We start from the raw sequence: 18668 nt of genomic DNA on the forward strand, positions 1-18668 counted from the left end.
GTTGCGATGCATTGCGATGGGGAAATACAGTGTATCGCCATGAGACACCGTATCGCCGTGGTCGGAGGCGGCCCTGCCGGCCTTGCCTTCGCCCGCGTCCTGCACCGCCACGGCTGCCCTGTCGCCGTCCTCGAACGCGACCCCGCCCCCGACGCCCGTCCCCCGGGCGGCACGCTGGACCTGCACGAGGGGCTGGGCCAGCTCGCGCTGGACAAGGCGGGGCTGCTGGCGGAGTTCAAGGCGCTGGCCCGCCCCGAGGGGCAGGCCATGCGCATCCTGGACACGGACGGCAGCGTCCTGCGCGACTGGCGGCCCCGTCCGGATGACCGGGCCAATCCCGAGATCGACCGCGGCCAACTCCGTGACCTCCTGCTCGGCCCTCTCGCCGTCCAGTGGGGTCGGGGCGTGACGCGGGTGGTGCCGGAGACCCGGGACGGCGTAGTGGTCCATTTCGCCGACGGGCGGCAGGAGGCGTTCGACCTCGTGGTCGGCGCGGACGGCGCCTGGTCCCGGGTGCGCCCAGCGGTCTCACCGGTGACGCCGCACTACACCGGCATCACCTATGTCGAGACCTCCCTCGACGACGTCGACACCCGCCACCCCGGCCTCGCAGCTTTGATCGGCGACGGTTCCGTGGCTGTGTACGGCGTGAACCGGGCTCTCGTCGCCCAGCGCAACAGCGGCGGCCACGTCAAGGTGTACGCCCAGTTCCGCGCGCCGCTGGACTGGCACACGAACCTGGACCTGGCCGACGCCGAGGCCGTGCGATCGCACCTGCTGGCTCTGTTCGACGGCTGGACCGCTCCCGCCCTCGACCTCCTCCGCCGCGGCACCGCTTTCGTCCACCGCCCCCTCCACGTCCTGCCCGTGTCCCACACCTGGACCCATGTCCCCGGGGTGACGCTCCTGGGCGACGCCGCCCATCTGATGCCTCCGTTGGGGGCCGGCGCGAACCTCGCGATGCTGGAGGGCGCCGAACTCGCCGAGTCCATCGCCACCGGCCCCGCAGACCTGGACGAGGCCGTCCGCGCTTTCGAGGAACAGATGTGGGCACGGGCCGGCAGGTGGGCGGAGATGACGACGGCCGGTCTGGAACGCCTTGTGAGCCCGGACCCCGCCCAAGCCCTCGCGCTCTTCGACCAGGTCCAGCCGTCCTGACCGCCCGGCGCGAGAGCACCGGCACCACCGGCAGTCCGCCGCGGCTGGGAGTCCGCCAACCCCGCGGTCCCGCCTGTTCTTTCCCGGCCGCCGGGCGGGGCAGCGAGGACACGTCGGGGCGGCCCGGCATGGGCGGGTTCAGCCTCGGCGGCCACCTGGCTTTCTACGCGGCGAGCCAGGTGCCGCTGTCCGTTGCCGCGGTGGTCTACCCGGGCTGGCTGGACGTCGCCGGCACCGCGCTGAGCACGCCGGATCCGCTGCTCGACCTCGCCCGGGGATCGCCGAGCAGAGGCGCCGGGTGCTGGTTCTGGTCGGCGCGGACGATCATGTGGTCACGGCGGATCAGACCCGGCTGACCGCGCAGCGGCTCACCGCCGCGGGGGTGCCGCACGAGGTCGTGGTCTACCCGGCACCCCGCACGGGTTCCTCGCGGACGGGCGTGACACCTACCGCTCGGGCGCGGCGCGGGACGCGTGGCGCCGCCTCGCCCTGGCCCTGACCCCCGCTGACCCTCCCCGCGTATCGCGGTGCCGCACGCCCCCGGGCGAGTGCCAGTGGCGGTGCCGCCGCTTCTTCCCCCCGGCCGCGGTTGCCCGCGCAGTCCCCCACGCCCCCGAAAAACGCGCACCCTTTGCAGAAGAGGGCAAGCCATTCAGGGGCGCGGGCAACTGCGCGCCAAGCCGAAACGGCGGATCAGGCGCACCGCCCCGCCACGTGGCGATCACCCCGGGGCGCGGGGAACTGCGCGGCCAGTCGCAATGCAGCGGCACTGTGAACGCAAAAGGACGCGGCACCCTCCAGGGGTGCGGGAAACTGCGCGACAAGCCACCGCCGCGCGGATAGGCGAACCGCCACCGGACGCGGCAACTCCTCGGGGCGCGGGGAACAGCGCGGGGCCGGGGAAACCCCGGTTGGGGGTGACCGCAGGTGGCTGACGGGTGAACTGCGCAGGAATTGTGGATTCCCCGCGCCACCAAACCCCATGGCCCAGCCACGCAGTGCTTAGCATGAGCCGCGTTCCGATCCACTGCACCGACACTGGAGGCCCGGTGTGTCCGCCGAACCTGACGGCATGAACCCGCCGCACCCGCCCTCGCCCCGCCGGATCCGCCCCTCCCGCAGGGTGCTGGCCGCGGCAGCGGTGCTCACCGTCGCAACCGCGGTCACGGCCACCGTGATCGTCGCAGGATCGGGGAGCGGCTCCTCCCTGGCCAGCGCCGGCGACGCCAAGGACACAAACGGCGCGGCCGACGGGCTGCGCCACACCGCGGTCGAGGTCTCGACCGGCACCTGCGGCCGGGGCTGGAGCCGGCCGCAGGCCGGCACGCAGGTCTTCGACCTGCACAACGCGTCGAGCACGGCCTCGGAAGTGGACCTCACCGACCCGCGCACCGGCAGGATCTACGGCGAGGTGGAGGGACTGGCGCCGGGCACCACCCGGCCGATGACCGTCGACCTCGGCAGCGGCAGCTACGCCTTCAAGTGCCTCCAGGACGACGCCGACGCCGTGACGGGACCGACCGTCGTGGTGGCCGGCGCGCGGCCGCAGGGTCCCGCCGCCGCGCCGGTCGACCAGCACGACCTGATCCCGCCGACGCTGGCGTACCAGAAGTGGGTGGGGCAGCGGATCGGCGAACTGGCGGCCGGGACGGGGACGCTGAAGGCGGACATCGACCGCGGCGACCTGGCCGCGGCCCGCCGCGACTGGCTGACCGCGCATCTGGTCTACGAGCGGATGGGCGCGGCCTACGACACCTTCGGCGACGCGGACGCCGCGATCAACGGCACCGCGGCCCGTGCCCCCGGCGCGGTCGGGGATCCCGGCTTCGCGGGATTCCACCGGATCGAGTACGGGCTGTGGCACGGCGAGGCGGCGGCCTCGCTGCGTAAACCGGCCGCCGCGCTGGACAGCGCGGTGCGCACCCTGCGGGACGGCTGGCCGGAGCAGCGGATGGACCCGGCGGCGATGGGCCTGCGCGCCCACGAGATCGTCGAGAACGCCGAGCAGTTCGAGCTGACCGCCCGTACCGACTACGGCAGCGGCACGAACCTGGCCACCGCCCGCGCCGACCTCGACGGCAGCCGGGCGATCCTCGACGAGCTGCGCGGCCTGCTGGCGCCCCGGGACGCCGGGCTCGCGCGGCTCGACGCCGCGCTGGACCGCGCGCAGGCCGCGCTCGACGCCCAGCAGCGCGGCGGCGCCTGGACTCCGGTGGCCCGGCTCCCGCACGCCCAGCGCCAGCGGATCAACGCCGACTTCGGCGATCTGCTCGAACAACTCGCCCCGGTGGCGGCGATCTTCGAAGTGCGGAGGACGGCATGACCGGCACCCGGCACGGCGGCGACCTGCGCAGGCGCGGCTTTTTGCGCGGCGCGGCCCTGGGCGTGGGGGCGGTCGGCGCGGCGGCCGGCGGCGCCACCGCCCTGACCGGCTCGGCCGCGTCGGCGGCGGTCCCGTCCGCCGCTCCGGCCCCGTGCGGGGCCGGCTTCCACGGGGTGCACCAGGCGGGCATCACCGAGGACGTCCAGCTGTCCACCGCCTTCCTGTCCTTCGACGTCACCGCCGCCGACCGGCGGGAGCTGACCGAGCTGCTGCACACGGTGACCGACCGCGCGCGCTTCCTCACGTCGGGCGGCACGCCCGCCGCGCTCGGCATCACCGACTCGCCGTCGGACAGCGGCACGCTGGGCCCGCGCGTTCCGGGCGACGGGCTGGCGGTGACCGCGGGAGTGGGCGCGTCGCTCTTCGACGGGCGGTTCGGCCTCGCCGGCCGCAGACCGCTGCGGCTGGCGCAGATGCCCGCGTTCGACGACGACGACCTCGATCAGGCCTGGTGTCACGGCGATCTGAACCTCCAGCTCAGCGCGCCGCACGCGGACACCGTGCTGCACGCGCTGCGGGACATCGCCCGGCACACCAGGGGCGGGATGCAGGTGCGCTGGCGGATGGACGGTTTCACCAGCCCGCCGCGGCCCAGCGGCACACCGCGCAACCACATGGGCTTCAAGGACGGCACGGCCAACCCGGACGTCGCCGACCCGGCGGTCGCCGAGCAGCTGGTGTGGGTCGGCGCCGGGGCCGAGCCGGCCTGGACGGCGGGCGGGTCGTACCAGGTGGTCCGACTGATCCGGATGCTGGTCGAGTTCTGGGACCGGGTCTCGATCACCGAGCAGGAACGGATGTTCGGCCGCAACCGGGACACCGGCGCGCCGCTGGACGGCTCGCACGAGTTCGACACGCCGAAGTTCTCGCAGGATCCGACCGGTGACGTCATCCCGCTGGACAGCCATATCAGGCTGGCCAATCCGCGTACCGCGAAGACCGACAACTCCCGTCTGCTGCGCCGGGGTTACAACTACGACCGGGGAATGGACAGCAATGGGAACCTCGATATGGGGCTCATCTTCGTCTGTTATCAGCAGGACCTGGAGCGGCAGTTCGCGGCCGTGCAGCGGCGGCTCGCCGGGGAACCTCTGGTGGACTACATCTCGCCCTTCGGCGGCGGCTATTTCTTCGCGCTGCCGGGGGTGCGCGACCGTTCCGACTGGCTGGGGCGTGCCCTGCTCTCGTGAATGCGGCACGCGGTGGGCAAAGGGCGGGTCAAGAATTCACCTGGATTTACTGACCCGCTGTTCACCCGGGCGCCATCGAGGGGCCGTTGTCATGTCGCGGACCGACCGGACGATCGCGTTCGACGACGTGCACGAATACACGGCGGCACGCGTGAAGCGCCACTTAGCGGAGGCTGAGAAAGCATGAGCACCACAGGCGGTACCAGCAGGAGAAGGCAGGCGGGCTCGCGCGGGCGCCCGGCGCGCTGGGGGGCGTTCGCCGGAGCCGCGGCGCTCGTCCTGCTGGGCGGCACCGCACCGGCCTACGCCGACACGCACGGCCATTACGGCGGCAGCGGCAGCACCGCGACCCCGGTCAAGCACCTGGTCGTCATCTTCGACGAGAACATCTCGTTCGACCACTACTTCGGCAGCTACCCGGTCGCGGCCAACACCGACGGTACGAAGTTCACCGCGGCCAAGGACACGCCGAAGGACATCGACACCCTCAGCCACGCGGGGCTGCTCAAGAAGAACCCCAACCAGTACGCCCCCAAGCGGCTCGGCCCGGACCAGGCCGTGACCTGCGACCAGAACCACAACTACGGCCCCGAGCAGTACGCCGCCGACGGCGGCAAGGCCGACCAGTACGTGCAGAACACCGAGACCAGCACCTGCTCGGGCGGCCTGTTCGGCGAGCCCGGCCTGGTGATGGACTACTACGACGGCAACACCGTCTCGGGCCTGTGGAATTACGCCCAGCACTACTCGCTCGGCGACAATTCGTTCAGCACCACCTACGGCCCCTCGACCCCGGGCGCGCTCAACCTGATCTCCGGCCAGACGCACGGGGTGATCTCGGTCGATCCCGCGTCGGGCACCGAGAAGCCCAAGCAGACCGCGACGCCCGACCCGTACGCGGTCCTGTCGCCGGACGCCAAGGGCGTCGGCACGGTCGTCAACGACCCCGACCCGGCCTTCGACGACTGCTCGGACGCCAGCCACACCAGCAGCAACGCGCTGGCCGTGATGCAGGGCAGGAACGTCGGCGACCTGCTCAACAAGCAGGGCGTGACGTGGGGCTGGTTCCAGGGCGGCTTCCGTCCCTCCACCCCGTGGGACGGCAAGCAGGGTACGTACGCCAACTGCCAGGGCAGCACCCACCCCAACGTGGGCGGCGCCTCCTCGGTGGACTACAGCGCGCACCACGAGCCGTTCCAGTACTACAGGTCCACGGCGAACCCGCACCACCTCGCCCCGAAGAACACCGCCGAGATCGGCCACAACGGCCGGGCGAACCACAACTACGACCTGACCGACTTCGACTCGGCGGTCGAGGCGGGCAACCTGCCGGCCGTCAGCTTCCTCAAGGCGGCGGAGTTCCAGGACGGCCACGGAGCGTACTCCGACCCGATCGACGAGCAGAACTTCCTGATCAAGGAGATCAACCAGCTCCAGCAGTCGCCCGCGTGGAAGGACACCGCGGTCGTCGTCGCCTACGACGACTCCGACGGCTGGTACGACCACGCGTACGCCACGCCGCGGAACGGCTCGAAGAACACCGCGGCCGGCTCCAACGGCAAGGCGATCGACAGTCCGGCCTGCCAGGCAGGTCCGGCGCCGGCCGGCGGCTACGCGGACCGCTGCGGCCCGGGCACCCGGCAGCCGCTGCTGGTGATCTCGCCCTTCAGCAAGGTCAACTCGGTGGACCACACCCGCACCGAGCAGACCTCCATCACCAAGTTCATCGAGGACAACTGGCACACCGGCCGTATCGGTGACACGGCCTTCGACACCCGGGCCAACTCGCTGGACGGGGCGTTCGACTTCACGCACCCGAACGACAAGCAGGTGCTGCTCAACACCGACGGCTCGGTCAAGTCGGTCAAGCCGATCGACACCCGCGGCAACGGCGGCTCCACCGGCGGCGGGAACGGCGGCCAGCACGGCAACGGCGGCAGCACCGGCAACGGCGGGTCCACCGGCGGCCACGGCTCCGCGACCGGCGGCCAGGGCAACGGCGCCTCCCCCCAGACCCTGGCGGCGACCGGCGGCTCCTCGCCGGTCCTGCCGCTGGGCATCACCGCCGCCGCCCTGCTGGCCGGCGGCGGCGCGCTCTCCTATGCCCGCAGGCACCGTCGGCGGACCGGCACCCCGGCCTGACGACAACACCAAGGCGCCGCGCGGCACCGCGCGGTCGGACCGGCCCCCTGACGCCGGTTCACCGAGGCCGCCCCGGCACCCCCGGGGCGGCCTTCGTGCCGGCCGGGTGGCCCGGCCGCGTCGCAGCGGGGCGGTGCGACACGCCGGGTTTAGGGTCTGTGCATGGAAACCGCCGGATATCTCCCCGCGCTGCGCCGCGAGACCGACGCCTTCCGCGGCTGTCTGCTCGGCGACCTGACGGCGCCGGTGGCGCACTGCGGCAGCTGGACACTGCACGACCTGGCCGGACACCTGGGCGCCGGCAACCAGCGGGCCGTCACCGCGGTCACCGCCCGCCACCCGGGGAACCGCTTCCCCGCAGCGCCGCGTGAACCGGCCGCGCTGCTGCGCTGGTTCGACCGGCACGCGGCAGCCCTGTTCGAGGCGCTGGACACCGACCCGGCCGCGCCCGCCTGGACCTTCCACCCGCCGCACACGGTGGGTTTCTGGCAGCGGCGGCGCTGCCTGGAGACGCTGGTGCACCGCTGGGACGCGCAGCACGCGCTGGGCGGGGTCCCCGGCGCCTTCGATCCCGAACTGGCCGCCGACGGGATCGCCGAGGTCTTCGACACCTTCGCACCCCGGCAGATCGCGGTCGGCAGGGCCGCCGCGCCGCGGCGGGCGGTGCTGGTCGAGGCGACCGACACCGGCAGTTCCTGGACGTACGGGCCGGGCGCGCCGGCCGCCGCGGTCACCGGGACGGCCGGCGAACTGCTGCTCATGCTGTGGGGACGGCTGCCGGCCGGCCATCAGGGGCTGGCCTGGAAGGGCGACAGGGACGCCGGGTGCGCGGTGCTGCGCGGGCCGCTGGTCGCCTGACCCGGACCGGCAGAACAGGACCCACCGCTTCCGCGTTCACGAACTGAAGGCACGTCAGGGTCCCTTCCGCGCGCACCCCTTGCCCGACCGAGGTGCGACAAGAGTGACAGCCCGGCGTCGTTTCGAACACCCTCTGCGATACGCGCTGGTCACCGCGTCAAGTTCAAGCCCTGTCGCAAGTTACGGGCCATATGCCGGACTTGTGGGCGCTTCACCTTTTCGCCGACTCGGCTTTGTGCACAACTCTTGACATGGATGAAACACAGGGAGAAACATCGCCGTGTGTGCCGGGAGAGCGCTCTCATTTCTACCGGACTTCCCGCCGGAGAGCGCTCACCGGGACGTGTACGACAGCTGTTTCATCGCCCGGCCGCGGGACGGCCGGGCGCGCACCCCACTGCTCCCCCACCCGTGGAACCAGGAGAGTTGCCCATGCTCGCTCCCCCCACCGGTACGACCGCACTGAGAACCTCGGTGTTGTCGAACCGGCGCAAGACGGCCGCGGCGGTCATCACAGCGCTGATCGCCTCGCTGCTGCTCTTCGTGCCCATGCGCTCCGCGCATGCCGCCGACACCCTGCTGTCGCAGGGGAAGACCGTCACCGCCTCGTCGACCGAGAACGCCGGCACCCCGGCGTCCGCGGCGGTGGACGGCAACACCGGCACCCGCTGGTCCAGCGCCGCCTCCGACCCGCAGTGGCTGCAGGTCGACCTCGGCGCCACGGACACCATCTCGTCCGTCACCCTCAACTGGGAGGCGGCTTACGGCAAGGCCTTCAAGATCCAGACCTCGGCGGACGGTTCGAACTGGACCGACGTCTACTCCACCACCACGGGCACCGGCGGCATTCAGACGCTCGCCGTAAACGGTTCCGGGCGCTATGTCCGGTTGTACGGGACCGCCCGTGCCACCGGCTACGGCTACTCGCTGTGGGAGTTCCAGGTCTACGGCTCCACGGGCGGCGGCAGCACTCCGCCGACCGCGGGCACCCTGCTGTCGCAGGGCAAGACCGCCACCGCTTCCTCGACCGAGAACGCCGGCACCCCGGCGTCCGCGGCCGTCGACGGCAACACCGGCACCCGCTGGTCCAGCGCGGCGGCCGACCCGCAGTGGCTCCAGGTCGACCTCGGCGCCACTGCCACCATCAGCTCGGTCACCCTCAACTGGGAGTCCGCGTACGGCAAGGCCTTCAAGATCCAGACCTCGGCCGACGGTTCGAACTGGACCGACGTCTACTCCACCACCACGGGCACCGGCGGCGTCCAGACGCTGAACGTCACCGGCTCCGGCCGCTACGTCCGGGTCTACGGCACCACCCGTGCCACCGGCTACGGCTACTCGCTGTGGGAGTTCCAGGTCTTCGGCACCGCGGGCGGCGGCACCACCACTCCCCCGCCCACCGACCCCGGCGGCCCGATCCAGGGCGGCGGCGATCTCGGCTCCAACGTCAAGGTCTTCGACCCCTCGACCCCGAACATCCAGGGTCAGCTGGACCAGATCTTCCAGCAGCAGGAGAGCAACCAGTTCGGCGACGCCCGCTACCAGGTGTTCTTCAAGCCGGGCACCTACAACGGGCTCAACGACCAGGTCGGCTTCTACACCTCGGTCTCGGGCCTGGGCAAGAACCCGGACGACGTCCAGATCAACGGTGACATCACCGTGGACGCGGGCTGGTTCAACGGCAACGCCACGCAGAACTTCTGGCGTTCGGTGGAGAACCTGGCCATCAAGCCGGTCAGCGGAAACGACCGGTGGGCGGTCGCGCAGGCGGCCCCCTTCCGCCGTATCCACGTCCAGGGCGGCCTGAACCTGGCGCCCAACGGCTACGGCTGGGCGTCCGGCGGCTACATCGCCGACAGCAAGATCGACGGCACCGTCGGCCCGTACTCGCAGCAGCAGTGGTACACCCGCGACAGCTCCATCGGCGGCTGGACCAACGGCGTGTGGAACATGGTGTTCTCGGGTGTCCAGGGCGCTCCGGCGCAGGGCTTCCCGAACCCGGTCTACACGACGCTCGGCTCCACCCCCGAGTCGCGTGACAAGCCCTACATGTACCTGGACGGCAGCGGCAACTACGCGGTGTTCGTGCCGAACCTGCGCACCAACGCCAGTGGCGTGTCGTGGCCGAACACCCCGGGTACGTCCATCCCGCTGAGCCAGTTCTACGTGGCGAAGCCGGGCGTGTCCGCGGCGACCATCAACGCGGCGCTGGCCCAGGGCCTGAACCTGGTCTTCACGCCGGGTATCTACCACGTGGACCAGGCGATCAACGTGACCCGCGCCAACACCGTGGTGCTCGGGCTCGGTTACGCCACGATCATCCCGGACAACGGGGTGGACGCGGTGAAGGTCGCGGACGTCGACGGCGTCAAGCTGGCCGGCTTCCTGATCGACGCGGGTGCGGGCAACTCGGCGCAGCTGCTGCAGGTCGGTCCGCAGGGCTCCACCGCGAGCCACGCGTCCAACCCGACCACGATCCAGGACGTCTTCGCCCGGGTCGGCGGCGCGCGTGCGGCGCAGGCCCAGACCGCGTTCGAGGTCAACAGCAATGACGTGGTCATCGACCACACCTGGATCTGGCGGGCCGACCACGGCAGTGCGCCAACAGGCTGGACGGTCAACCCGGCCGACATCGGCCTGAAGGTGAACGGCAACAACGTGCTGGCCACCGGTCTGTTCGTGGAGCACTTCAAGAAGTACGACGTGGAGTGGCACGGCCAGAACGGCAGGACGATCTTCTTCCAGAACGAGAAGGCGTACGACGCCCCGAACCAGGCGGCGGTGCAGAACGGCAGTATCAGAGGCTTCGCCGCGTACAAGGTGGACGACAACGTCACCACGCACGAGGGCTGGGGCCTGGGCAGCTACTGCAACTACACCGCGGACCCGACGATCATCCAGGATCACGGGTTCGAGGCCCCGACCACAGCAGGGGTCAAGTTCCACGACCTGTTGGTGGTGTCGCTCGGCGGCATGGGCCAATACGCCCATGTCATCAACAACACCGGTCCGGGAACGTCCGGCACCGGCACGACGCCCTCGACGGTGACGTCGTACCCGTAGCGGCCGGCCGTGCGTCTGACGGCTGATCCGATGCGGTGAACCGAGGGGCCGTCGTCCTGCTACAGGACGGCGGCCCCTTTCCGTACGCCCGCGCTTCCCTGTACGCCCCGGTGCCGACGCGGGCCGTCCGGTCCGTGCCGGTCCTTTACGCCGCCGGTTTGCGGGCCTCGACCAGCATGCGGGAGGAGCGGGCGGCGAGCGGCCCCTCGGCCGTGATGCGCTCGTACAGGGCGCGCAGCCGGTCCCGGCAGCGGTCGTCGGCGAAGGGCAGCGGCGGTTCGTCCGCGTCGGCGACCACCACGGCGCCGCGCGGGTACAGCAGCGCGGTGGCCCTGGCGGCGTCCGGCGGCCAGGACTCGGTCGCGGCCGTCAGCGGCGGCAGCCGCGGCACCCCGGCCAGCACCTCGCCGCCGCCGGTCTGGATGTCCGGTGCGGCCGCGGCGCCGGCCAGCCGCTCCCCCATCGCCCGCTGATAGCCCCACGACGGGCGCTGCTCGACGGCCCGCCCGTCGAGCCATGAAGTCCCAGCCGCCGGCGGACACCGCGCCGGCCTCGGCCACCAGGTCATCGAAATCGCGCGCCATGATCACAGCATGGCCGCGGGCCGGCGCCGGGGCCAGCGGATTTCGCCGCCGCCCCGCGGCACCGGCCCGGCCGGGTTCAGCTCGCGGTGCAGGTGAGCGTCGGGGCGGTGTTGCCGCCGCTGTAGGTGCCCTGGACGCCGAAGTGCGTCGAGGCGGCGGGCGCCAGCTGGCCGTTGTAGCTCATGCTGGCGGCCGTCACCGCCGCGCCGGACTGGGCGACGGTGGCGTTCCAGGAGCTGGTGATCCTCTGGTTGCCGCCGTAGGTCCAGCCCACCGTCCAGCCGTGGGTGGCGGCGCCGCCGGTGTTGGTCACGGTGACGTCGGCGGTGAAGCCGCCGCCCCAGTCGTTGACCGTGTACGCCGCCGAGCAGCCGCTGCCCGTGCCGCCGCCGGGGCCGGCCGGGGTGGTGACGGTGACCGGGGCGGAGGCGGGCGAGGTGTTGCCCGCCGCGTCCCTGGCCTTGACGGTGTAGCTGTAGGCGGTGGACGCGGTCAGGCCGGAGTCGGTGAAGGACGTGCCCGCCGTCGTACCGGCCAGCGCGCCGTTGCGGTAGACGTCGTAGGCCGTGACGCCGACGTTGTCGGTGGCCGCCGACCAGCTGAGCGCGGCCGAGGTCGCGGTCGCCGCCGTGCCGGTGAGGCCGCCGGGCGCGGTCGGCGCCTGGGTGTCGCCCCCGGTGCCGCCGGTGCCGGTGCTCGCGCTGAAGGAGAAGCCGGTGGTGGCCAGGCCCTGGCCGCCCTGCCAGACCTCGAAGCCGGCCTCGGCGTCGATCAGGTAGTGCGAGGCGTTGACGGAGCCGCGGCCGACCGCGTCGTCGATCAGGCCCTTGATGTCGAGGCCCGTGAAGGACGTGCCGCCGCCCTGCAGCACATAGGAGATGATCTTCCAGGAGGTCTGCTGGCCGGTCCACACGTCCCAGTTGTGGCCCGCTGCCGACGAGGTGCCGGTCTTGCCGCCGAAGGGCTGGACGCCGCCGCGGCTGTTGAGCCAGATCATGATCTCGGTGCCGTCGGGCTGCCCGATGGTGGTCGGCGTCGAATTGATCCACAGGTCGTACGCCACGTCGTAGGCACCGGCCGCGGGCTGGGTGGTGCTCCACGAGGAGGTGGCGCTGCCGAGCTTGCTCACCTGGATCGGCAGCCCGCTGCCGGGAGTGCAGTCGCCCCAGTGGCAGCCCTTGAAGATCGACGGGTAGGTGGCGGGGGCGCCGTTGGTGGGGAGGTTGAAGTTCGCGGTGTCCAGCGACCAGGCGGTGCCGCCGGAGTAGGTGACGCACTGCTGGGCGGTGGAATTCCACTCGTTGGCCTGGATGGTGTAGTCGCCGGCCGCGATCGTGCCCTGCGGCTCGCAGGTCCGCACGGAGGCGGCGTGCGCGGACTGGCCCGCGGTCAGCGGCAGCAGCAGCGCGGCGACCGCGGTGAGCACCGCGGCGGCGGGCCGCAGCCGCGGTGCGCGCGGCAGCAGCCGCCGGAGGCGGTCGGGTACGGGAAGGCGTGTCACTGGTAGTCCCTTCACCAGCTCGTGGGGGGGATGGCCGACGACACGGGAGCGAATATCTGTGGGAGCGCTCCCATTTCGTCGTCTGTCGGCCCCTCGGTCCCTGTGGGTCCAAGGGGTTTACGCAACGGTGGCTCCGGTACGGCGCCAGGCGTCGACTCTCGCTGTCAACCGGCTGTCCGGGCCGCAACTCATCAAGCCAGCAGGCCCGGCCGCCCGTCAAGAGTCCGTGATGCCTTCACGTCTTGAAGGCGTACCGCCGAGCGGCGTGGCGGGTCCGGCCATTCCCGGGCGGGCAATTGTCCGGCCCGCCCGGACGGAGCACAGTCGGAGGTGCGACAACGCACAGCGCACGACGATCCCAGTGAGGTGGCCACCGATGCCCGATATCGCTCTCCGCGCCTTCGCCGACCGCCTGCACCGCGGTGTGGAACGAGGCGGACCCGGGTGCGCCCCGCAAGGCCGTCGAGGAGCTGTGGGGCGAGGACGCACTCCAGGTGCTCCAGCCGCCGCAGGAGATACGGGACGCGGCCGAGCGGGTGGGGATGCGGACCGTCGCCCTTGAGGCGCGGGGCCACGACGCGCTCAAATTCCGGGTGCGGACGGCGTACGAGGAATGCGTCGCGCCCGGCGCCGCGCGTTTCCGGATCCACGGCGAAGTGCGGCGGCTGCACGGCCTGGTCACGCCCAGCTGGGAATGGGCGCCGGTGGACGGCGGCGAGGCGCAGGACGGCGGACTCCAGGTGCTGCTGCTCGGGCCGGACGGGCGGGTCGCGACGGACTATCAGTTCATCGGCCTCTGAGACCCGCGACGGCGGCGCAATGGTGGCCGCCGCTCATGGCGGCGGCCACCCAAGCCCGGACACACGCCCCTTGCGCCCTGCTCGCGGCCCGGTCAGCCGGGGAAGGCCCTGGCCAGGCGGGCGCTTTCGGTGGGCGACAGCTCCCGGTCGATCTCCGGGACCAGGTCGCGCTGCTCATGGGCCACATACTGGTCGATCTCGGCCAGTGTGCCGCCCACCAGCAGGGCGTAAGTGCCGTCGGGCGGCTCCGCTGCCATCAGGTCGGTCAGCATCCGCAGCAGCCGCTCGCCCTCCGTGCGGTCCTCGCGCACGGCGTCACCGGCCACGTGCCGGTCGTCCAGGGCCCGGCGGGCGGTGGCCTCGGTGGCCCGGCAGTGCTTGGCGAAGGCCTCGGCCAGCGGGCGCAATTCACCGCGGGACGGTGTGCCGCGGTGCCGCAGCCGCTCCAGCAGGTCGTGCACGGCGGTGCCCGACGCCACCACCTCGGCTGACAGGCCCTCGTGGTGCGTGCGGGCCTTCGCGACGGCGTCCGCGTCGGCGCGGGCGCGGGCGTCGAAGAACTCGGCCTCGCTGCGGATGCTCGCCGGGCCGCTGATGCGTTCATGACCGGCGGGCACACCGGCCGTGTCCTGGGGCTTCATCAGTTCGCTCATGCCACCGACTCCTTGCCTTCGCTACGGTGTCGTCACCTTCACGCGCGCTCCGCCGGCTCTTGTCCGGCCGCCGCGGCCCGCACGGTCAGGTCTCCACGTCCACGTCCACGTCCACGTCCACGACCTCGTCCACGACCTCGTCCTCGTCCAGCGGCCAGTCCGTGTCCTCGACGACATGGACGGCCGCCTCCTCCGCCGAGGCCGCGCCGCCGTCGATGCCGACGTCCTCGCCGACCATGCCGTCCTGGCGGCTCCTCACCCCCTCGTCGGGGGCGACCAGCCGGCCGGAACGAGGCTCGCCCGCCTCCGGGTCGATCAGCTCGCCATCGGTGTCGGACGCGTCGCCCAGGCCGTCGTCCGAGCGCGCCTGGATGTCGGGGCGCTCGCGCGGCAGCCGTTCGTCCAGGCTCTCGCCCGCCCGCTGCTCGGCGGCTGTGGTGCCGACGTCCTCGACGCCGCGCGGGTAGTCCGGCGGCGAATACCCTTCGTCGAGCACCTCGGCGATCCCGCGGTCGTCCAGGGTGTCCTCGGGCTCCAGCGGCCCGGTGTCCTCCTGGATCTCACTGCCGTCCGGCTGGTACACGTCGTCGCCCATGGCGCTGTCGATGCGCTCGGTCATGTCGCCGCACCTGCTTCGCCCGGGGGCGGAAAGTGGCAGCCGGCCACCGCCCGCCGGACAGCGGCCGGGCCTGCTGCGGGAGATGCGGTTCGCACGGATGACCACGTCCTTCCTGGTCGGGGTGGACGCCTGCGCCGCCCCGACGCCTCGCCAGGCGCCTGCCCGCCCGTCCGCGGCGGAAACCGGCCGCGGCCTGGGCCGGCCGGATACGCCGGACGGCCTCCCTCCATCATGCGCGCGAACCGGACGTCCCGCGCCTGCGGGCGCACCAGGCGAGCGCTCGGCGGGACCCGGGGCGGTCCGTGGCGCCGCGCCGCACAGGCCGCGGACACACCGGCCGCGGGCGGTCGGGCCGTGCGGCACGGGTCCCTGCACGCACAGGCCCGCGCCGCAGCGACCGCGGACCGCGAGCCGCGGACCCCGGACCGCTCAGACCCACCGCACAGCCCGCGCACGCTTGGGCAACCGCAGCGCCCGCGGCCCGCAAAGCGCTCAGGCACGCCGCTCGACCCGTGCACGCACAGCCCGCGGACCGCTCAGGCCACGCCGCGCGGGCGGAACTGCACACTGATCCGGCCGCCGACCGCCGACCGGGTCTTGGGTATCGCGTGGTCCCAGGTGCGCTGGCAGCTGCCGCCCATCACGATCAGGTCGCCGTGGCCCAGCGGTACCTTCGGGGCGGCGGCGCCGCCGCCGCGCGGGCGCAGCAGCAGCGGCCGGGGCGCGCCGAGCGAGAGGATCGCAACCATCGTGTCGCGTGTGGCGCCGCGGCCGAAGCGGTCGCCGTGCCAGGCGACGCTGTCCCGGCCGTCGCGGTAGAAGCACAGGCCCGCGCTGACGAATGCCTCGCCCAGCTCCGCCGCGTAATGCGCGCCGAGCCGGTCGCGGGCCTCGGTCAGCACCGGGTCGGGCAGCGGCTCGCCCTCCGCATAGTTGGCGAGCAGGCGCGGCACCGCGACCACGTTGTCGTACATGGTGCGGCGCTCCTCGCGCCACGGGACCCGGGCGGCCAGTTCGGCGAAGAGGTCGTCGGCACCGCTCAGCCAGCCGGGCAGCACGTCGATCCACGCGCCGTGGCCGAGCACGGTGCGCCGCAGCCGGTCCAGGCCGCCGAGGACCGGGGCGCCGATGGCGAAGAGTGACGTCTGCTGATGGGACATGGCTCCACCATAACCCCTATTCGTACATAATTTCGATTCTCCGTTCGAGTGAACCTGTGCGCTTCGCCCCGGGCCGTCGCAGGATGGAGACATGCTCTTCGCCGAGGTCGCCCGGGTCTCGCGGGAGGTCGCCGGCACATCGTCGCGGTCCCGCAAGACCGACCTGCTCGCCGGCTTCTTCCGGGACGTCGGGCCGCAGGACGCGCCGATCGCCATCGCGTACCTCGCCGGGCGGCTCCCGCAGGGCCGGCTCGGCGTCGGCTGGGCCGCGCTGCGCGACCGGGCGGACCCGGCGCCGGGCGCAGCGCTCACCGTCGCCGAGGTGGACGCGGCGCTCACCGCGGTCGCCGCCGTCACCGGCCAGGGCTCGCAGGCGGGCCGGCGCGCCCTGGTCCAGGATCTGCTGGCCGCGGCCACCGCGACCGAGCAGGAGTATCTGCTCGGCCTGATCACCGGCGAGGTCCGGCAGGGCGCGCTCGACGCCGCCGCCGCGGAGGGCCTGGCGGCGGCCACCGGCGCCGAGCCCGCGGGGGTGCGGCGGGCGGTCATGCTGGCCGGCGCGCTCGAACCCGTGGCGGAGGCGCTGCTCGCGCGCGGCCCCGACGCGCTCGCCGACTTCCGGCTCACCGTGGGCCGGCCGCTGCTGCCGATGCTCGCGGCAGCCGCCAAGTCCGTGCCGGAGGCGGTCGCCAAGGCCGGCGGGCCGTGCGCGGTCGAGGAGAAGTTGGACGGCATCCGTATCCAGGCCCACCGCGACGGCGACAGCGTACGGCTGTTCACCCGCACCCTGGACGACGTCACCGACCGGCTGCCGGAGATCGTCGCGACGGTACGCGCGCTGGACGGGCGGCGGTTCGTACTCGACGGGGAGGTGCTGGCCTTCGACGCCGACGGGCGCCCCCGGCCCTTCCAGGAGACCGCGGGCCGGGTCGGCTCCCGGGTCGATGTCGCCGCGGCGGCCCGCGCGCTGCCGGTGCGCGCGGTCTTCTTCGACGTGCTGTCCGCCGACGGCCGCGACCTGCTCGACCTGCCGTACGCGGAGCGGCACGCGGCCCTCGACGCGCTGGTTCCGGCGGAGGCCCGGGTGCTGCGGGCCGTCGTCGCCGGCCCCGGGGACCCGACGGCGCTGCGTACGGCAGAGGACTTCATGGCGGCGGCGCTGGCGCGAGGGCACGAGGGCGTCGTCGTCAAGGCGGAGGACGGCCGCTACGCTGCCGGGCGGCGCGGGGCGTCCTGGATCAAGGTCAAGCCCGTCCACACCCTGGACCTGGTGGTGCTCGCCGCCGAGTGGGGCCACGGGCGGCGCACCGGCAGGCTCTCCAACCTGCACCTGGGGGCGCGGGGCGAGGACGGCGCCTTCGTCATGCTCGGCAAGACCTTCAAGGGGCTCACCGACGCGGTCCTCGCGTGGCAGACGGAGCGGCTGCTCGCCCTCGCCGTACGGGACGACGGCCATGTGGTGACCGTCAGGCCCGAGCTGGTGGTCGAGATCGCCTACGACGGCGTCCAGACCTCGGCGCGCTATCCGGCCGGCCTCACCCTGCGCTTCGCGCGCGTCGTCCGCTACCGCGAGGACAAGTCCGCGGCCGAGGCCGACACGGTGGACGCGGTGCGCGAGGCGCACCCGCCCGCCTGACCGCGGGACGCCCGGGAGCCGGGCGTCGGCGACGCGGGGACCGCCTGGCGGGCTCCCGCGCCACGGCGCGCCCGGGAGCCGGGCTCAGCGGGCGTAGACGGCGACGAAGTCGCGGGTGGCCCGGGTGTAGTAGCGGTCCGGGGGGTCCTCGAAATCGAGGATGTTCGTGGGCGCCGGGTTCGCCGGGGTGCGGGCGCCGTCGTAGGACATGAAGGACGGCCACGCGCGGTTCATGTCGAGCGGCATCGCCCGTACCGCGCCGGCCCGCTGCATGAGCTGCGCGAGGGTCTGCGCGGACAGCCCCTGGCCGACGGCCATGACGATGTCGCCCTCGGCGGTGACGCCGACACCTGAGCGCGGGACGAACATCCGGCTCTGGTCGCTGACGCCCCACTTGGAGTCGTCGCCGATGTCGGGGACGACCCGGCCGCCGTCGACCATCAGCTCAAGGCACTGGCGCACACCGGTGACGTCGGGGGTCATGCGGACGTCGCGGCCCCAGACGCCGATGCGCAGCGAGCCGTCGCGGTAGAAGACCTCGGAGGCGGCGCCGTCGCGCAGCTCGCCCGCCGTGCGGCCGTCGAGGTAGAAGCCGCCGCGGGAGCCGCCGTCGGTGATGCGGAAGCCGCCGTTCCAGGTGGCGACCAGGCCGGTCCGCTGCCCCTCGGGGATGGTGGGCGGGACGTCGAAGGTGCCGCCGGGCTCACGGAAGCCGGGGTGCAGCTGGAAGCGGGAGTACTTTCCGCTGATCCAGGCGACCGCGGCCTCGTAGGAGGTGTGTTCGCCGTCGGGGCGTACGTAGGTGCCCTGGACGATCGGCTGGCCGTGGGCGGCGGCCAGGGTGCGGTAGACGCCCTCGCCGGGGAGTGCCGGGCTGACCAGGGGACGCATCGGGGCGCGCAGCGCGACCAGGGGCTGGGC

At 72.9% G+C, this 18668-nt stretch carries 14 protein-coding genes and 1 pseudogene; 9 read left to right on the forward strand and 6 right to left on the reverse strand.

Annotated features, from left to right (window positions below; all coding sequences use genetic code 11):
• The first annotated feature begins 39 nt into the window (after nt 1-39).
• The 7 genes from V7E46_RS12015 to V7E46_RS12045 all read left to right on the forward strand — a co-directional run bounded on the left by V7E46_RS12015 (nt 40) and on the right by V7E46_RS12045 (nt 10794).
• Complete coding sequence (locus tag V7E46_RS12015; protein WP_333768408.1) at nt 40-1158, forward strand: FAD-dependent oxidoreductase; 1119 nt, start codon at nt 40-42, stop codon at nt 1156-1158.
• A gap of 128 nt (nt 1159-1286) precedes the next feature.
• Nucleotides 1287-1514, forward strand: a complete 228-nt coding sequence (locus V7E46_RS12020; RefSeq protein ID WP_333768409.1) for a hypothetical protein — start codon at nt 1287-1289, stop codon at nt 1512-1514.
• Nucleotides 1515-2230: 716 nt separating this feature from the next.
• On the forward strand, nt 2231-3481 hold the full coding sequence (locus V7E46_RS12025) for an EfeM/EfeO family lipoprotein (protein ID WP_443054133.1): 1251 nt from the start codon (nt 2231-2233) through the stop codon (nt 3479-3481).
• Nucleotides 3478-4731 carry an iron uptake transporter deferrochelatase/peroxidase subunit gene (gene efeB / locus V7E46_RS12030; protein WP_333768411.1) on the forward strand — a complete coding sequence of 418 codons (1254 nt, stop codon included), beginning with the start codon at nt 3478-3480 and terminating at the stop codon, nt 4729-4731. The genes V7E46_RS12025 and efeB overlap by 4 nt, the downstream gene beginning before the upstream one ends.
• 183 nt (nt 4732-4914) lie before the next feature.
• Nucleotides 4915-6873, forward strand: coding sequence for a phospholipase C (locus V7E46_RS12035; RefSeq protein ID WP_333768412.1), 1959 nt, complete (start codon nt 4915-4917; stop codon nt 6871-6873).
• 162 nt (nt 6874-7035) lie between these two features.
• On the forward strand, nt 7036-7731 hold the full coding sequence (locus V7E46_RS12040) for a maleylpyruvate isomerase family mycothiol-dependent enzyme (protein WP_333768413.1): 696 nt from the start codon (nt 7036-7038) through the stop codon (nt 7729-7731).
• Nucleotides 7732-8163: 432 nt separating this feature from the next.
• Nucleotides 8164-10794 carry a discoidin domain-containing protein gene (locus V7E46_RS12045; RefSeq protein WP_443054132.1) on the forward strand — a complete coding sequence of 877 codons (2631 nt, stop codon included), beginning with the start codon at nt 8164-8166 and terminating at the stop codon, nt 10792-10794.
• A gap of 256 nt (nt 10795-11050) precedes the next feature.
• Here V7E46_RS12045 and V7E46_RS12050 read toward each other — a convergent pair.
• Both V7E46_RS12050 and V7E46_RS12055 read right to left on the reverse strand, forming a co-directional pair.
• Nucleotides 11051-11378: pseudogene (locus V7E46_RS12050) on the reverse strand (SAM-dependent methyltransferase); the annotation flags it as partial.
• A 76-nt stretch (nt 11379-11454) separates the two neighbouring features.
• Nucleotides 11455-12879 (reverse strand): GH12 family glycosyl hydrolase domain-containing protein, encoded by a 1425-nt coding sequence (locus tag V7E46_RS12055; protein ID WP_333768414.1) that lies wholly within the window; start codon nt 12877-12879, stop codon nt 11455-11457.
• Nucleotides 12880-13301: 422 nt separating this feature from the next.
• On the opposite strand from V7E46_RS12055, the gene V7E46_RS12060 reads away from it, so the two are divergent.
• A complete protein-coding gene (locus tag V7E46_RS12060) occupies nt 13302-13679 on the forward strand; it encodes a hypothetical protein (protein ID WP_333768415.1) in 378 nt (125 codons plus the stop codon).
• A 92-nt stretch (nt 13680-13771) separates the two neighbouring features.
• Here V7E46_RS12060 and V7E46_RS12065 read toward each other — a convergent pair whose 3' ends face one another.
• The 3 genes from V7E46_RS12065 to V7E46_RS12075 form a co-directional block, all read right to left on the reverse strand.
• Nucleotides 13772-14332 (reverse strand): hypothetical protein, encoded by a 561-nt coding sequence (locus V7E46_RS12065; RefSeq protein ID WP_333768416.1) that lies wholly within the window; start codon nt 14330-14332, stop codon nt 13772-13774.
• Between the two features lie 85 nt (nt 14333-14417).
• Nucleotides 14418-14951: a DUF5709 domain-containing protein gene (locus V7E46_RS12070; RefSeq protein WP_333768417.1), complete on the reverse strand. Its 534-nt coding sequence runs from the start codon at nt 14949-14951 to the stop codon at nt 14418-14420.
• Between the two features lie 536 nt (nt 14952-15487).
• A complete protein-coding gene (locus V7E46_RS12075; protein ID WP_333768418.1) occupies nt 15488-16111 on the reverse strand; it encodes an alpha-ketoglutarate-dependent dioxygenase AlkB in 624 nt (207 codons plus the stop codon).
• Between the two features lie 91 nt (nt 16112-16202).
• Between V7E46_RS12075 and V7E46_RS12080 the strand changes: the two genes are divergently transcribed.
• Nucleotides 16203-17747, forward strand: coding sequence for an ATP-dependent DNA ligase (locus V7E46_RS12080; protein WP_333768419.1), 1545 nt, complete (start codon nt 16203-16205; stop codon nt 17745-17747).
• Between the two features lie 84 nt (nt 17748-17831).
• Here V7E46_RS12080 and V7E46_RS12085 read toward each other — a convergent pair.
• Nucleotides 17832-18668 (reverse strand): phosphodiester glycosidase family protein (locus V7E46_RS12085; RefSeq protein ID WP_333768420.1); only part of this gene is annotated, 837 nt, incomplete at its 5' end.

The organism is Streptomyces sp. IBSBF 2435, assembly GCF_036815005.1.
Classification (GTDB): Bacteria; Actinomycetota; Actinomycetes; order Streptomycetales; family Streptomycetaceae; genus Actinacidiphila.

Excerpts from the sequence above, each read along its gene's own strand:
- efeB (WP_333768411.1), top strand. The coding sequence starts at position 3,478 with ATGACCGGCACCCGGCACGGCGGCGACCTGCGCAGGCGCGGCTTTTTG.
- V7E46_RS12070 (WP_333768417.1), bottom strand. The coding sequence starts at position 14,951 with ATGACCGAGCGCATCGACAGCGCCATGGGCGACGACGTGTACCAGCCG.
- V7E46_RS12035 (WP_333768412.1), top strand. The coding sequence starts at position 4,915 with ATGAGCACCACAGGCGGTACCAGCAGGAGAAGGCAGGCGGGCTCGCGC.
- V7E46_RS12015 (WP_333768408.1), top strand. The coding sequence starts at position 40 with ATGAGACACCGTATCGCCGTGGTCGGAGGCGGCCCTGCCGGCCTTGCC.
- V7E46_RS12045 (WP_443054132.1), top strand. The coding sequence starts at position 8,164 with ATGCTCGCTCCCCCCACCGGTACGACCGCACTGAGAACCTCGGTGTTG.
- V7E46_RS12080 (WP_333768419.1), top strand. The coding sequence starts at position 16,203 with ATGCTCTTCGCCGAGGTCGCCCGGGTCTCGCGGGAGGTCGCCGGCACA.
- V7E46_RS12075 (WP_333768418.1), bottom strand. The coding sequence starts at position 16,111 with ATGTCCCATCAGCAGACGTCACTCTTCGCCATCGGCGCCCCGGTCCTC.
- V7E46_RS12025 (WP_443054133.1), top strand. The coding sequence starts at position 2,231 with ATGAACCCGCCGCACCCGCCCTCGCCCCGCCGGATCCGCCCCTCCCGC.
- V7E46_RS12040 (WP_333768413.1), top strand. The coding sequence starts at position 7,036 with ATGGAAACCGCCGGATATCTCCCCGCGCTGCGCCGCGAGACCGACGCC.
- V7E46_RS12020 (WP_333768409.1), top strand. The coding sequence starts at position 1,287 with ATGGGCGGGTTCAGCCTCGGCGGCCACCTGGCTTTCTACGCGGCGAGC.
- V7E46_RS12065 (WP_333768416.1), bottom strand. The coding sequence starts at position 14,332 with ATGAGCGAACTGATGAAGCCCCAGGACACGGCCGGTGTGCCCGCCGGT.